Origin of the sequence: Ulvibacterium sp. (assembly GCF_965228935.1) — a bacterium.
In the GTDB taxonomy this organism is placed as follows: domain Bacteria; phylum Bacteroidota; class Bacteroidia; order Flavobacteriales; family Flavobacteriaceae; genus Ulvibacterium.
Genome location: NZ_OZ245846.1, coordinates 2,815,006 through 2,828,334, shown reverse-complemented (window position 1 = coordinate 2,828,334; position 13,329 = coordinate 2,815,006). Strand labels below are relative to the sequence as shown.

Below are 13,329 nucleotides of genomic sequence, written 5' to 3'. Positions count from 1 at the left end.
AGTTAAAGCTCCCAAGGATGGTTTTCCTTGGGAGTTTTTTTGTGTCGTTTTCTAAAATTGGTAAAATCCCAAACATCAATTTCCAACAGGTTAGCATACAAAAAAGGACACTTTACAACTTCATTTTTTTTTGGCGGAATTTACGTCCCATATTTGCTGTCCCAAATCTTACCAGACTAAACCTCTATTTAAAGCAAAAGCCCCGACGAAATGTCAGGGCTTTTTGTCTTTTTACAACTTTTCGGTATTAATCTTCCAAAAGGTCAATAACCTCATAACCATCCTCTACGGCCTCATAGAGGGCATTATTAAGTTCATAAACCGAGACTCCCTCAAAATCAATCTCCTCAGCGTCTTCCGGCAGCTCTTTAACCACAGCTCCCACAGGAGGATCCACTATTTCATATTCATCGTTCTTCCCTTGATAGAATATCCCGTCGGCATAGGCATATCTTGTGCCAAGCACATGTAAAGTAACCGCGGAAACCGGTAATACCCGTAATCGGAAGCCTCTTGGTGGAAAGGCCCTTACATAAGCTTCCTTTCTCGCAACAAAGAACATTCCTCTTACGGGATAATAGGAAACATTCCTAAAAACCACTGCCCTACTACCCGAAGGTAACCTTCTCAATGTCCTACGTCTTACCCTTCTGTTGTGCCTTCTTACTTTACGTTTTGTTTTTTTGTTGACCCTTACTGTTTTCACTACTGGTCGTCTTACTTGAGCTTCGGCCTGATACCCGGAAAAAAGGAATGCCACTAAAACAAGGGCAATACCATATTTTATGTTTTTCATTTTAAAATCATTTGATGGTTACGTCTTAGATAACGTTTTTGGGATAAGGTTTAATATGCATAAAAGCAAATGGCATAAAAAAACCTTGAAAAACTAATTTCAAGGTTTTTTAAATATTATGTAATTCCGAATTAACGCCGGCCTACTTTTTTTTGCTCCTCGGCCTGCTCCATCATTTCGCGCATTTTACGCTGAAATTTATTCTCCTTCTTAGGCTTCTTTTTATTCTCCTGTATTTGGGCATGGATTTTATCTTCGTCCAGAATAAATCTTTTAATTACCAACATGATTCCAATGGTGATAAGATTGGACACAAAGTAATACAGACTCAACCCACTGGCATAGTTGTTAAAGAAGATCAACATCATAAAAGGCATAAGATACATGATGAACTTCATGTTGGGCATCCCGGGTTGCTGCGGCATATTCTGGCCAGTGGTCATCATCATATAGAAAAAGATGGCGACAGAGGCCAAGATCGGAAACAGGCTCACATGATTTCCATAGAATGTTGAAATTATCGGAATATTTGCCGACCATTCAAAAATGGTATCGTAGGACGAAAGGTCATCTGCCCAAAGGAACGATTTTTGACGTAGGGCAAAGGAAGTTGGGAAGAACATAAACAAAGCATAGAAAATGGGCATCTGCAATAGGGCCGGGACACAACCACTCATAGGGCTAACGCCCGCCTTGTTATACAACTTCATGGTTTCCTGTTGCTTTTTCATGGCATTGTCCTTATACTTTTCCCCCAACTCGGTAATTTCAGGTTTCAACACCTTCATCTTGGCCTGGGAAAGATAGGACTTATAGGTAACCGGGGACATGGCCAAACGTACCAAAATGGTCATTACCACAATGGCAATACCAAAGGGTAAAAAAGAACTCAAAAAAGAATAGAAGGGTGTAAAGATGTATCGGTTGATCCAACCAAAGATTCCCCAGCCAAAGGGAATGGAATCTGCCAAGTCATAATCCTTGTAATCATCCAACACCGCAACATCGGTCGGGCCATAATACCAATCCATATCCAAGGACAACTCCCCTCCACTTGGGTCGACAGGTATTTTGGAACTATACATTTTGGTAAATGCCGCAGTCTTGCTTTCTTCCTCTACCAAGTTTTTGGAGGATAAGTCGGCTTCCTTAAAACTATTCTTGGTCGCCAGTATGGAGCTAAAAAAGTGTTGACGATAGGATATCCATTTTACGTCTTCCTCGGTCTCATCATCATCACTCTCTTGGGCAAGCTTGCTTATCTTTCCCTCCTCATGGCTATACGTTAGCCGTGTATATCTGTTTTCGTATTTAATACTTTTGGAATGGCGAATACCCTTAAGGTTCCATTCCATATGTATGGGTTGCCCGGTGTTTAATATCCCATTGAGACCTTGTGAACGTACGGTAAATCCAACCATGTAATCATCGGGCTTCATTTCGTAGCGGTATTCCAAAAACTGGTTCGGGGACACCTTAGCCTTCATGGAAAGTACCGTATTGTCACCATTTTGGGATAACGATGGTTCAAAATACAGATTCTGGCTATTCAACACCCTATTATCCGAAGTGGAGAAAGTCAATCCAAATGAGGCGTTGCCATCCTTTATCAAATAAACGGGTATAGAATCATAGGTATGGAACTGCTTCATTCTGGCTTCCGTAATTTGGCCTCCTTTATTGCTTATTTCCAAGGAAACCAAATCGTTTTCCAATCGGGTGGTGGCATCCGATACGGCCGTATATCCAAAAGCACCGATTGTATTTTTATAGTTGGCCACGGCCAAGGAGTCTTGAAGGTCGATGGCCGGGGTTGCGTCCGTAACATTTTGGGGAACATCCTCCTGTTCCGCCTTAGCGGCCTCAACCTGTTCCTGTCTGGCCTTTTCCTCTTCCAATTCTTCAGGGGTTGGCCTATTTTGATAAAACATATAAATGAGTATCCCAAAAATGAGCACAAAGCCGATTATAGAATTGATGTCTATTTTCTTTTCTTCCATCTAAAACTTGATTTGACGACCTTTTGGTTATTTTAGAACTGTAGGCCTATCCCATTGGTTGGGGTCTGCAAATATATGCCCAAATCCGGAGTTTATGCCAAACTGGCATTGATTTGTCTTTTTTTGTGCGTTAATGCGGCCTTTACAAAGCCCACAAAAAGCGGATGTGGATTAGCTACCGTGCTTTTGTATTCCGGGTGATATTGTACCCCGATGAACCAAGGGTGCCCGGGCAATTCCACAATTTCCACCAATCCCGTTTCCGCATTTATCCCAGAAGCCACAAGTCCGGCATCCTTTAACTGTTCCCTGTAACCATTGTTGAACTCATAGCGATGGCGGTGTCTTTCGGAGATTTCGGTAACCCCCTGATAGATCTGAGCGACCAAACTATCCTCAAAAAGCGTACAATCCCATGCTCCCAATCGCATTGTACCTCCTTTATTCACAATGGTCTTCTGCTCTTCCATCAAGTTAATGACCGGGTGGGGCGTATATTCATCCATCTCAGTAGAATTGGCATCGGTGAGCCCTAGAACATTTCGGGCGTATTCGATCACGGCCATCTGCATGCCGAGACAGATTCCCAAAAACGGAATACCATTTTCCCGGGCATATTGTACAGCTTTTATTTTGCCCTCTATACCCCGCTCGCCAAAGCCAGGGGCCACAAGAAGACCATGAAGGCCCCGTAACTCCTCCTCCAAGTTTTTTTCCGATAGATATTCCGAATGTATGGATCTTACGTTTACACGTACCTCATTGGCAGCTCCTGCATGGATAAAGGATTCCAATATGGATTTGTAGGAATCCTGTAACTCCACATATTTTCCAATAAGTCCTACCGTTATTTCATTTTTGGGATTCTTGTGCCGCTCCAGAAATTCCCTCCATTGCCTCAAATCCGGTTCGGTGGTATCCGTCAAGGCCAATTTTTGAAGCGCTACGGTATCCAAACCTTCCCTATGCATCAAGATAGGTACATCGTAGATGGTGGAAGCATCTATGGACTGGACCACCGCCTCACGCTTTACATTGCAGAATAAGGCCAGTTTGTCTTTGATCTCATCGGAGATTTCATGTTCTGTCCTACAGACCAAAATATCCGCCTTTATTCCACTTTCCATCAATGTCTTAACGGAATGCTGGGTCGGTTTCGTCTTTAACTCTCCAGCAGCGGAAAGATAAGGTACCAAGGTAAGGTGGATTACAATACCGTTATTATCTCCTAACTCCCATAGGAGTTGTCTTACTGCCTCAATATAGGGAAGGGATTCTATATCCCCTACCGTGCCTCCTATTTCCGTAATAACAATATCATATTCCCCACTTTTCCCGAGAATCTGTATGCGTTCCTTTATCTCATTGGTTATATGGGGCACTACTTGGACGGTCTTGCCCAAAAACTCGCCCCTTCGTTCTTTTTCTATGACACTTTGATAGATTCTTCCCGTAGTGACATTATTTGCCTGTGATGTCCGCACGTTTAAAAAACGCTCGTAATGTCCGAGATCCAAATCGGTCTCAGCCCCGTCATCCGTCACATAGCACTCACCATGTTCATAAGGGTTCAAGGTTCCCGGATCTACATTAATATAAGGATCTAGTTTTTGAATGGTAGTCTTATAGCCACGGGCCTGAAGCAATTTGGCCAATGAAGCCGCAATAATTCCTTTTCCAAGTGATGAAGTAACTCCCCCCGTAACGAAGATGTATTTGGTACTGGACATGGCACATTCGTGATTACGGGATTCAAAGATACGAATTGCCCAAGGAAATTACAGGGAATCCTCGGGAAAATCTTTTTGGATCTTACGAATCAGAGGTTCCAGCCCATTGATTTTTATTTCTAAAGTGGCCTGCAACAAATGGCCTAGTTTTCCATTTGGAAAACCGTTGCGCTTAAACCAGGCCAAATAGGGTTCGGGCAAATCGATTAAATAACTATCCTTATACTTTCCAAAAGGCATTTTATAATGGGCCAGTTCCCTTAACTTTTCCTTATCCGGAAATACGTCCATGGATAAATTTAATTGTTCTATCTTTAAAACGGAACAAAAAGGAAAATTCATTATGAAACGAAGAGCATTTATAGGAACCTCGGCGGCGGCCTCTTTTGGAATGTTGACCGGCAAAACAGGAAATGCGATGCAGCCTATGGAACAAGAAAACTTAAAACTAAAGAACAATATAAACCACAGTGCCTGTTATTGGTGCTACAACTCCATACCCTTGGAAACGTTTTTACAGGACTTAAAAGGTCTGGGGGTAAAGGCCATAGACCTTGTAGGCCCTGAAGATTGGCCCCTTTTGAAAAAATATGATATTCACGCCTCCATGTGCTGGGGTGCGGGGATGGGAATAGAAAAAGGGTGGAACGATCCACAGTATCACGAAGAACTCATAGCGGATTATCTACAAATAATTCCCAAGGTTGCCGAAGCGGGGTATACCAACCTGATCTGTTTTAGTGGAAACCGCAATGGAATGGATGATAGTGTAGGACTAAAAAACTGTGTTGCCGGACTCAAAAAAATTATACCGTCTGCGGAAAAACACGGAGTGGTCATTCAAATGGAATTGCTGAACTCAAAAGTAGACCATAAGGATTATATGTGCGACCACACCGAGTGGGGTGCCGAGTTATGTAAACAGTTAGGGTCTGAAAATTTTAAGCTCCTGTATGATATTTATCACATGCAGATCATGGAAGGGGACATTATCCGAAATATACAGGATTATCACCAATATATTGGGCACTACCATACCGGAGGAAATCCTGGACGGCACGAAATTGATGAAACCCAGGAGTTGTATTACCCCGCCATTATGAAGGCCATTTTAAAAACCGGTTACAAAGGTCATGTAGCCCAAGAATTTGTCCCTTCTTGGGAAGATAAGATCGCTGCCTTAAAACAGGGGGTTACCATTTGCGACGTATAAATTTCCAGATTTCGAGCAAGGATTGCTTATTCCAAGGATTGTAGTTCCGTGGCGGAAAGCGCATCACTGATTTTTTTGTTCCAAATGCGCTGTTGTTCGACATTTCTGGAAAAATTGGTCTGGTGATCGTATTTATTTTGAAAAGCAGTCAAACTCTTTAGGGTTTCCCTGTAGATTTCCCTTACCTCTGCCTTTACATTTTGGGTGAACGTAGTTTCCCTTAACCTTTTGCGCATCTTTCTTGCGAACAATTCGGAGATGTCAAAATGTAATTGTTCATGGCTCAGTACCACAGAATCGCACATTTCCGGACGGTACCAGGATTTTTGGGGATAGAAATCGGTATATACCTTAAAATGTACTTTCAAATCATCGAGAGGCCCGGATGTGGAAAATTCGTAGCTAATTCCACTGGCCGTAGTGGCGGCGGCCCATTCCGTTTTTAATGGCTTGCCCTTAAAGTCCTCCCATGTCAATTTTCTATCGGCACTCCAAGGAATTGTTTCCTGCCCTTGGCAAAAAACGGAGCCCAGGATCGTCAAAAAAAATAAAAAACGGTATGGTCTTAAAGTACCCAATGAAAATCAATTTCCTTTTCAATTTCTGAATGCAAGCTATACAGTACCGGACAAGTTCTGGCGGTATGTTCCAATATTTTACGATTTTTTCCCGAAACATGGGATGGAAGGCTCAACTTCACTTCAACTTTTGAAATCCGTCTGGGATCGGAGGCCATGTGTTTGGTAACTTCTGCAAAGGAATTCATTAAATCCACTTCCAGTCCATTGGCCTTTATTCCCATGACGGTGAGCATGCAGCTTGCCAACGCAGTGGCTACGGTATCCGTGGGAGAAAAGGCTTCTCCCTTACCATTATTGTCCAAGGGGGCATCCGTAATAAAAGTATTTCCTGAACGGACGTGCTCGCAAACCGTACGCAACTCGCCTGTATAAATCACTTTTGATGTCATCTGTGCTATTTTACTTCCTTGATCCTTAAATTATCATAGGTCATAATATACGAAGCTTGGTTGAAGTAGCCCGAGGCAAAATCCTTCTCATAATCGAAGGTGTTCCCAGTATATTCGGTCTTCCCGATAAGTTTGGAAGCTTCCATCAAATTATTCTTATAGGCCAGTTTTAAAAGCAGGTCGTACGTAATATCAAAACCGCGCACCGCATATCGATCTGGCGTATCCCCAAAACGTCTTCGATACCTCCTGACAAAATTGTCGTTGGCCACTTCCCGATATACGGAAGGATAGGTAAATTTAAGGTTGGACAAATGCGAACTGGAAATAACATCGTTCTCAAACGCCCTGTTCTTGTTGGTAGTGAACATTCTCACCTTCAACTTTTCCGTGCTATTTTCCACGTCCAACAAAGCACCATTGAATGAGTTCAAAATAGACACCACACTGGAAATCAATTTAAAATTGCCAGTTTCCACAAAAACCCAATTATCCACCTCCTCGGATAGCATGGTAGCCAATTTTTCCCGATTGATACCAATGTTTTTTTCCTCTTCCGCGACTTCCAAAATTTTGGCCGTTGGAAATTTGGCCAAAATGGAATCCCTTACCACACTGTTCTTCTGATCGGCGATAACCACTATATTCTGGCCTGCAAGACTGTCCGCAACATGTTGCAGCATACGTTTTCTTAGGATATCATCCGAGGTGTACGAAAAAAATACATTGTTCAAACTTATATCACTCTTAACCGGAACAGGGGCAATCACCGGTATGCCGTGAACGGAACTACGTACGGCCACTTCCTTTAAGGATTGTTCATCCAAGGGGCCAACCACGGCATCTACATCCAACAGGTTCTCCCGAAAAAGAACTTCCTTGGTCCTGGCAAGATCCAATTGGTTATCATACGTTCGTACATCCACCGAAACCCCGAGTTCCGCAATCGAATCCAAAGCTACAAGAGCCCCGGAATATAGTCCTAGACTATATTTAATGTCATTACGGTTTTCAATATTGGCCGCAACACTTTCCTTATCCCTTAGATTTAGACGATCTAAACGAAAAGGCAACAGAAATAGTAATTTGGGCCGGTTCTCCAGATTTATACTGTCCAGAAGGTTTATTTTATCCAGTACCAACGCATTCCTTACTTCAAAATCACCCTTTTGGTCGTTGGGAAGTTTAAGAACCATTCCCGCTTTAAGACCTTCCTTAAGGTCTGGATTTAAAAGCAACAAATCCTCATATGAAATCCCCAGCTTTCGGGTAAGGGAAAAAAGGGTCTGCTTTGGTTTTACCTCGTAAAAAATATAGTTCTCGGTATTAATGGCACCGGGATTCAATTTTTTTTCGGGAAGCCGTATGATCATACCCTCTTTTAACCCTCCACGTTCGGCTATTTCAGGGTTCAACCGTACAATTTCATCGGATTTTACCCCAAATTCCTTTTCCAGACGATAAAAGTTCATCTTTGGAGGCACTGTGTACGAGATATACAATTCCGTTTCTTGATTTTCAACCGTGCTTCCCGGCATTTTGGGCAAACGAAGTTCCTGACCTTCCCGTAAATAGTCCGTTATCTTGGAAAGGTCGGGATTCAGCGCCAACATGCTATCAATGGTAATCCCGTATTTGTGGGCAATACTCCAACGGGTCTCCTTGGGCGCCACGGTATAAATCTCAAAGTCGGCTTCCAAAATGGAATCGCGTTCCGTTTTTCCCGGTTGCTTGAGGTATCGCGGAATTCTCAGAATCATTTTTTTTCGCAACTGGCTGGAGTAAAGCTCCCTATTATATCGCTTTATATCCTCCTCTGTAATATCGTAGCGCTTGGCAATGCCGTATAAGGTTTCCTTTTTACGAACCTTATGCCGCCCAAAACCTATGGGTTCTTGCTGCTCCACGGGCTCTTCCTCTGGAAATAATCTTTTCTGAACAGATGCGGGTGCGGAAGGATCTTGGCCTGCTGCCAAACCCGAGGGAATCACCAAAATAGTGTTGGGGGACAAAACGTCGTTCTGTTTTAGCTCCTTATTGAATTTAAGAATGTTGTACGGTGTAACGCGATATTGCTTGGCAATACTCTCCAATGTCTCGCCCTCCTTTACGGCATGGGTCGTAAATTGCTGTGCCTTAGCCATATGGCCCAAAAAGACCAATGACACGACCAGTATAGTGTTCTTAAAAAAATGATTCATCCTATTCCCATTCTATGGTTGCCGGGGGCTTGGAACTAATATCATATACTACTCTATTAACGCCAGGAACCCTATTTATTATTTCATTGGAGGTTTTTTGTAAAAATTCATAAGGCAGATTAACCCAATCCGCAGTCATCCCATCCGTACTCTCTACGGCGCGCAAGGCCACACATTTTTCATATGTACGTTCATCTCCCATAACCCCTACACTATTTACGGGCAAAAGCATGGCTCCGGCCTGCCAAACCTTATCATATAGGCCCCATTTCCGTAGTCCATCAATAAAAATGGCGTCAACTTCCTGTAAAATGGACACTTTTTCATAGGTAATGTCCCCCAAGATTCGAATGGCCAATCCTGGCCCGGGAAACGGGTGCCTTCCTAAACGCTCCTCGGCAATTCCCAAGCTGGCCCCTACCCTACGTACTTCATCCTTGAACAACATTTTTAAGGGTTCCACAACTTTTAATTTCATAAAATCCGGCAGACCGCCCACGTTATGATGGCTTTTTATAGTCGCAGAGGGACCTCCGGTGGCCGAAACGGATTCGATTACATCCGGATAGATCGTACCCTGACCCAACCATTTTGCATCTTCCACCATATGTGATTCGTCATCAAACACCTCGATAAAGACCCTACCGATAATCTTTCGTTTTCGTTCCGGATCACTTTCCCCAGCCAAGGCATCCAAAAAGCGTGCCGAAGCATCGACACCTTTTACATTGAGCCCCATGCCCTTATACTGTTCCAGGACATCGGTAAACTCATTTTTGCGTAAGAGCCCATTGTTCACAAAAATACAATGCAAGTTTTCACCTATGGTTTTATGCAACAAAACTGCGGCTACTGTAGAATCCACACCTCCGGATAAGCCAAGAATAACCTTCTCGTTCCCGATTTTTTCCCGGAGTTCGTTCACCGTGGTCTCCGCAAAGGCGTCAGGGGTCCAAGTCTGTTTGAGCCCAGCTATATGTACCAAAAAATTCTCCAATACTTGTTTCCCTTGTATGGTGTGGTACACCTCCGGATGAAATTGAATGCCAAAGGTCTGCTCTCCCTCTATCCGATACGCTGCATTTTCTACATCCGTGGTACTGGCCAAGCGAACAGCACCTGTAGGTAATTCTTTTATGGTGTCGCTATGGCTCATCCAAACCTGGGAACTCTCCGAAATCTCATAAAAAAAAGGTTCATCGTTTTTAATGGTCGTCAATCGTGCCCTGCCATATTCCCTGGTATTGGAGGGGGCCACATTACCCCCATGGAAATGGGCTAAATATTGCGCTCCATAGCAAATGGCCAAAATGGGTTTTTTCCCCTTTATTTCGGACAAATCGGGATGCGGTGCATCTTCGGCCCTTACCGAATAAGGTGATCCGGATAGAATTACCGCACCATATTCCGTGAGGTCGGTAGGAAGTTTGTTGTACGGTTTAATTTCACAGAAAATATTTAGCTCCCGTACGCGTCTTGCAATCAATTGGGTGTATTGGGAGCCAAAATCAAGGATAAGGACGTTGTTTTGCATGGGCAAAAATAAGAATTTGACCTATTTGGAAAAGTATCTTTTCGGTATATTTATCAAATACTTTTACGCACTACCGTCATGAAACATATAACCGCTATTATCTTTGGAATTGCCATAGTCCTGGCCGCTTACTTTTTGGGGAATGCTTATGTAAAAAGGGCTAATCCGCCACAGGTTATTTCAGTGACCGGTTTGGGTAATGAGAATTTCACTTCCGACCTTATCGTTTGGGAAGGCCGTTTTTCCGCCTTCAATACCGTACTTACCTCAGCGTTTGAACGACTGAATAAGCAAAAGGAAATCGTAAAGGAATATTTGGTCTCCGAGGGAATTAACCCGGACAACATCATATTTAATTCGGTACAGACCATTGAGCAACGAGACAATAAATATGAAAATGGCAACTTTGTAGGAAGTACGTTTCGAGGTTATGAATTGATTCAAGCGGTTCAGATAGAATCGACTGATGTTGCCTTGATCGAGGAAGTTTCGCGGGAAATCACCGAGCTTTTGAACAAAGGAGTACAGTTCAATTCCGCGCCACCAAGGTATTATTATACCAAACTGGCCGATTTAAAAATAGAGATGATCTCAAAAGCCACGGAAGATGCCCGGATCCGTGCCGAAAGAATCGCGGAAAATGCCGGGGGACGTTTGGGCGACCTGATCTCCGCCCGTATGGGGGTCTTTCAAATAACGGGGCAGAATTCCGGGGAAGATTACAGTTGGGGCGGGGCGTACAATACTTCTTCCAAAAATAAGACCGCCTCCATTACCATGCGGCTGGAATACAAGGTGGATTAAATTCGATTGAAAAATAACTAACTCAACCTTAAAAATTATGAAGACTAAAACAGCGTTCCTATCCATGCTTTTTTGTTTTGCCTTACAGGCCCAGGAAACCGGTTGGACTATCTCTTCCGGAAAAGTAGAGAAGTATACCGGAATCGTTACTGCTAACGGTCGGATCGGTATTCTGCCAGAGGATAAGCCCTTTCAAACCAAATCCATTATTTTAAACAATGTCTATGACAAGGAATCGCCCTTAGGGGTAAGCAAAATCCTGCTGGGAATGAACTTTGCCAATTTGGATTTGGAGATAGATGGGGAAAAGATAACCGAGGAAAACATAAGTGATTTTGAACAGGCCCTGGATATGAAAACGGCTGCTTTCACCACCTCTTTTAGCTTTAGGGACAAAGCCAGAATTACTTATACTGTTTATGCACTTAGAAACGTTCAATATTCTGGTTATGTGGATATTAAAATAATTCCTACAAAATCAATTTCCGTTAAGGCAACTGGTAAGATCAGCACTCCGGAAGAGTACTTGGAACCCCTTAGTACATTTCGGGTGTTACAGGATTTGGAGACCACGATGCCCATCCTTCAGACGGTAGCCAAAAGCAGAATGGGAAAACATACAGTAGGTACGTCCGCCACTTTTATTTGGCATGCCATTAACTCTACCCGGGAACATCAAAGACCCAAGTTAATCCATGAAAAAGTATCGGAATACGATAACCGACTCTCCTTTGAAAAAGAACTCAAAAAGGGAGAAGAGTTTGAATTTGCCTGGACGGGAGCCGAATGCTCCTCCCAAGATTTCGAAGATCCCCAAACGGAGTCGGAACGCTTTGTAATTTTCAACCTTCTCACCCCGCGGAAAGATCTTTTGGATCAACACAAAAAATTATGGGCCGATTTATGGGAAGGGGACATCATTATTGAAGGGAATCTCCAAGATCAATTGGATGTGCGTTTGGCACTCTATCATCTTTACGCTTTCTCCCGTGGGGATTCGGATTTGAGTATTGCGCCTATGGGGCTCTCCTCCCAAAACTACAATGGACATATTTTCTGGGACACGGAACTATGGATGTTCCCTCCCCTATTGATGCTCAATCAGGATATTGCCCGTTCATTGGTGAATTATCGGTCGGATAGACTGGGGAAGGCCAAGGAGAAAGCCATCAATTTTGGGTACAAAGGGGCCATGTTCCCTTGGGAAAGCGATGACACTGGTGAAGAGGCGACCCCTGCTTGGGCATTGACGGGAACCTTTGAGCATCATATTACGGCAGATGTATCCATTGCCTTTTGGAACTATTATCGGGTTACCAAAAATCTGGAATGGTTAAAGGAAAAAGGCTATCCCCTAATGAAGGAGGTAGCCGATTATTGGGTGAGTAGATCTACTAAAAATGAGGACGGCACCTACAGTATCAAAAACGTGGTAGGGGCCAACGAATTTGCCCCGAACGTAGATGATAACGCCTTTACCAACGGATCTGCCATTACCGCTCTGGAGTTCGCCGCCCTCGCAGCAAACAAAGTTGGGGAAAGGCCTGATCCAGAATGGGTAGAGGTAGCTTCCAAAATCAGGATATTGAAATTTCCAGATGGTACTACAAAAGAGCATGCCAACTATGAAGGTGAACGTATAAAACAGGCCGACGTAAATTTATTGACCTATCCGTTGGATGTAGTGAATGACGAAACAACCGTTCTAAAGGATCTAAAATACTATGAACCCAAATTGGCGGAGGAGGGTCCTGCTATGGGGCAATCGGTCTTTGCGGTCATCTATGCCCGCTTGGGCAATGCCAAAGAGGCGTACCGCCTGTTCCGTAGGAGTTATGAACCGAACAAACGCCCTCCCTTTGGTGCCTTGGCGGAGGCGGCCACTAGTGACAACCCCTATTTTGCTACCGGAGCCGGAGGGATGTTGCAGGTGGTTCTTTTCGGTTTTGGGGGATTGGACATTACGGACGAAGGTATCGTACAAAAGAACCCCATCCTACCCAAGGAATGGAAGTCACTTACCCTGAAGGGAGTGGGCCCACAGAAAAAGAACTATACAATTGAATAGAATTCTTGAGGTT

At 43.6% G+C, this 13,329-nt stretch carries 11 protein-coding genes; 3 read left to right on the top strand and 8 right to left on the bottom strand.

All coding sequences use genetic code 11. The annotated features are described in order from the left end of the window. Positions 1-247: 247 nt before the first annotated feature. The 4 genes from ACO06Y_RS11970 to ACO06Y_RS11955 form a co-directional block, all read right to left on the bottom strand. Positions 248-796 (bottom strand): DUF6515 family protein, encoded by a 549-nt coding sequence (locus ACO06Y_RS11970; protein ID WP_422084060.1) that lies wholly within the window; start codon positions 794-796, stop codon positions 248-250. Positions 797-927: 131 nt separating this feature from the next. Further along, the gene (gene yidC, locus ACO06Y_RS11965) at positions 928-2,796 is read right to left on the bottom strand and encodes a membrane protein insertase YidC (protein ID WP_422084059.1); all 1,869 of its coding nucleotides are present in this window, start codon (positions 2,794-2,796) and stop codon (positions 928-930) included. A 92-nt stretch (positions 2,797-2,888) separates the two neighbouring features. Beyond that, positions 2,889-4,526: a CTP synthase gene (locus ACO06Y_RS11960; RefSeq protein WP_422084058.1), complete on the bottom strand. Its 1,638-nt coding sequence runs from the start codon at positions 4,524-4,526 to the stop codon at positions 2,889-2,891. A gap of 48 nt (positions 4,527-4,574) precedes the next feature. Continuing rightward, positions 4,575-4,817, bottom strand: a complete 243-nt coding sequence (locus ACO06Y_RS11955; protein WP_422084057.1) for a DUF3820 family protein — start codon at positions 4,815-4,817, stop codon at positions 4,575-4,577. Between the two features lie 52 nt (positions 4,818-4,869). Here ACO06Y_RS11955 and ACO06Y_RS11950 point away from each other — a divergent pair, with 52 nt between their 5' ends. After that, positions 4,870-5,739, top strand: a complete 870-nt coding sequence (locus ACO06Y_RS11950) for a hydroxypyruvate isomerase family protein (RefSeq protein WP_422084056.1) — start codon at positions 4,870-4,872, stop codon at positions 5,737-5,739. Positions 5,740-5,765: 26 nt separating this feature from the next. On the opposite strand, the gene ACO06Y_RS11945 is transcribed toward ACO06Y_RS11950, so the two are convergent. Genes ACO06Y_RS11945 through guaA form a run of 4 tightly spaced genes read right to left on the bottom strand, consistent with a single transcriptional unit; the run spans position 5,766 to position 10,444 of the window. Further along, positions 5,766-6,281, bottom strand: a complete 516-nt coding sequence (locus ACO06Y_RS11945) for a DUF922 domain-containing protein (RefSeq protein WP_422084055.1) — start codon at positions 6,279-6,281, stop codon at positions 5,766-5,768. Between the two features lie 23 nt (positions 6,282-6,304). Further along, positions 6,305-6,709 (bottom strand): OsmC family protein, encoded by a 405-nt coding sequence (locus ACO06Y_RS11940; protein WP_422084054.1) that lies wholly within the window; start codon positions 6,707-6,709, stop codon positions 6,305-6,307. Positions 6,710-6,714: 5 nt separating this feature from the next. Continuing rightward, entirely contained in the window at positions 6,715-8,910 is a 2,196-nt protein-coding gene (locus ACO06Y_RS11935; protein ID WP_422084053.1) for a PBP1 and LysM peptidoglycan-binding domain-containing protein, read from the bottom strand. A gap of 1 nt (position 8,911) precedes the next feature. Further along, entirely contained in the window at positions 8,912-10,444 is a 1,533-nt protein-coding gene (gene guaA / locus ACO06Y_RS11930; protein WP_422084052.1) for a glutamine-hydrolyzing GMP synthase, read from the bottom strand. A gap of 78 nt (positions 10,445-10,522) precedes the next feature. Between guaA and ACO06Y_RS11925 the strand changes: the two genes are divergently transcribed. Together ACO06Y_RS11925 and ACO06Y_RS11920 are read left to right on the top strand one after the other, a co-directional pair. Beyond that, positions 10,523-11,248, top strand: a complete 726-nt coding sequence (locus tag ACO06Y_RS11925; RefSeq protein WP_422084051.1) for an SIMPL domain-containing protein — start codon at positions 10,523-10,525, stop codon at positions 11,246-11,248. Between the two features lie 37 nt (positions 11,249-11,285). Beyond that, positions 11,286-13,316 (top strand): glycosyl hydrolase family 95 catalytic domain-containing protein, encoded by a 2,031-nt coding sequence (locus ACO06Y_RS11920; protein ID WP_422084050.1) that lies wholly within the window; start codon positions 11,286-11,288, stop codon positions 13,314-13,316. Positions 13,317-13,329: the final 13 nt, after the last annotated feature.

Excerpts from the sequence above, each read along its gene's own strand:
- ACO06Y_RS11950 (WP_422084056.1), top strand. The coding sequence starts at position 4,870 with ATGAAACGAAGAGCATTTATAGGAACCTCGGCGGCGGCCTCTTTTGGA.
- yidC (WP_422084059.1), bottom strand. The coding sequence starts at position 2,796 with ATGGAAGAAAAGAAAATAGACATCAATTCTATAATCGGCTTTGTGCTC.
- ACO06Y_RS11960 (WP_422084058.1), bottom strand. The coding sequence starts at position 4,526 with ATGTCCAGTACCAAATACATCTTCGTTACGGGGGGAGTTACTTCATCA.
- ACO06Y_RS11920 (WP_422084050.1), top strand. The coding sequence starts at position 11,286 with ATGAAGACTAAAACAGCGTTCCTATCCATGCTTTTTTGTTTTGCCTTA.
- guaA (WP_422084052.1), bottom strand. The coding sequence starts at position 10,444 with ATGCAAAACAACGTCCTTATCCTTGATTTTGGCTCCCAATACACCCAA.
- ACO06Y_RS11935 (WP_422084053.1), bottom strand. The coding sequence starts at position 8,910 with ATGAATCATTTTTTTAAGAACACTATACTGGTCGTGTCATTGGTCTTT.
- ACO06Y_RS11955 (WP_422084057.1), bottom strand. The coding sequence starts at position 4,817 with ATGGACGTATTTCCGGATAAGGAAAAGTTAAGGGAACTGGCCCATTAT.
- ACO06Y_RS11925 (WP_422084051.1), top strand. The coding sequence starts at position 10,523 with ATGAAACATATAACCGCTATTATCTTTGGAATTGCCATAGTCCTGGCC.
- ACO06Y_RS11970 (WP_422084060.1), bottom strand. The coding sequence starts at position 796 with ATGAAAAACATAAAATATGGTATTGCCCTTGTTTTAGTGGCATTCCTT.
- ACO06Y_RS11940 (WP_422084054.1), bottom strand. The coding sequence starts at position 6,709 with ATGACATCAAAAGTGATTTATACAGGCGAGTTGCGTACGGTTTGCGAG.